General features: G+C 43.9%; 2 tRNA genes and 1 rRNA gene. All 3 read left to right on the top strand.

The window, feature by feature from the left end:
- Window positions 1-74: ribosomal RNA gene (locus tag LU351_RS20590) — 16S ribosomal RNA — on the top strand; the annotation flags it as partial.
- 55 nt (window positions 75-129) lie between these two features.
- Window positions 130-206, top strand: a tRNA-Ile gene (locus tag LU351_RS20595).
- 5 nt (window positions 207-211) lie between these two features.
- Window positions 212-287 (top strand) — tRNA-Ala (locus LU351_RS20600).
- Window positions 288-529 lie beyond the last annotated feature (242 nt).

Genomic DNA, 529 nt, shown 5'->3' on the forward strand with positions numbered 1-529 from the left:
CGGTGTGATTCATGACTGGGGTGAAGTCGTAACAAGGTAGCCCTAGGGGAACCTGGGGCTGGATCACCTCCTTAAACGATTAGCTGGCTGTCTTTGTGAGTGCTCACACGCATTGCTTGATGATTTTTTAGGCCTGTAGCTCAGCTGGTTAGAGCGCACCCCTGATAAGGGTGAGGTCGGCAGTTCAAGTCTGCCCAGGCCTACCAATAGTGGGGCTATAGCTCAGCTGGGAGAGCGCTTGGTTTGCATCCAAGAGGTCTGCGGTTCGATCCCGCATAGCTCCACCACTTAACTCATTTAATTTCATTCTTTTTGAGTGTGATTAAATGAGTTTTTTGACCCCTCAAGCAGGTGTCTGTTCTTTAAAAAGATGAATGTAAAGTAATAGCTGATTAATTTTATTTTTTAGGCGAGTGTGTATTTTTTACATGTACATACCTGTCCGGTGCAAATCGTTATTATTGTGAATTGATGAGAATCAATCTTTCTGTTGGTGAGTTGAAGGTCCTTTCAATCTTCAATGTTATTC

It is taken from the genome of Marinibactrum halimedae, assembly GCF_021234875.1.
Classification (GTDB): Bacteria; Pseudomonadota; Gammaproteobacteria; order Pseudomonadales; family Cellvibrionaceae; genus Marinibactrum; species Marinibactrum halimedae.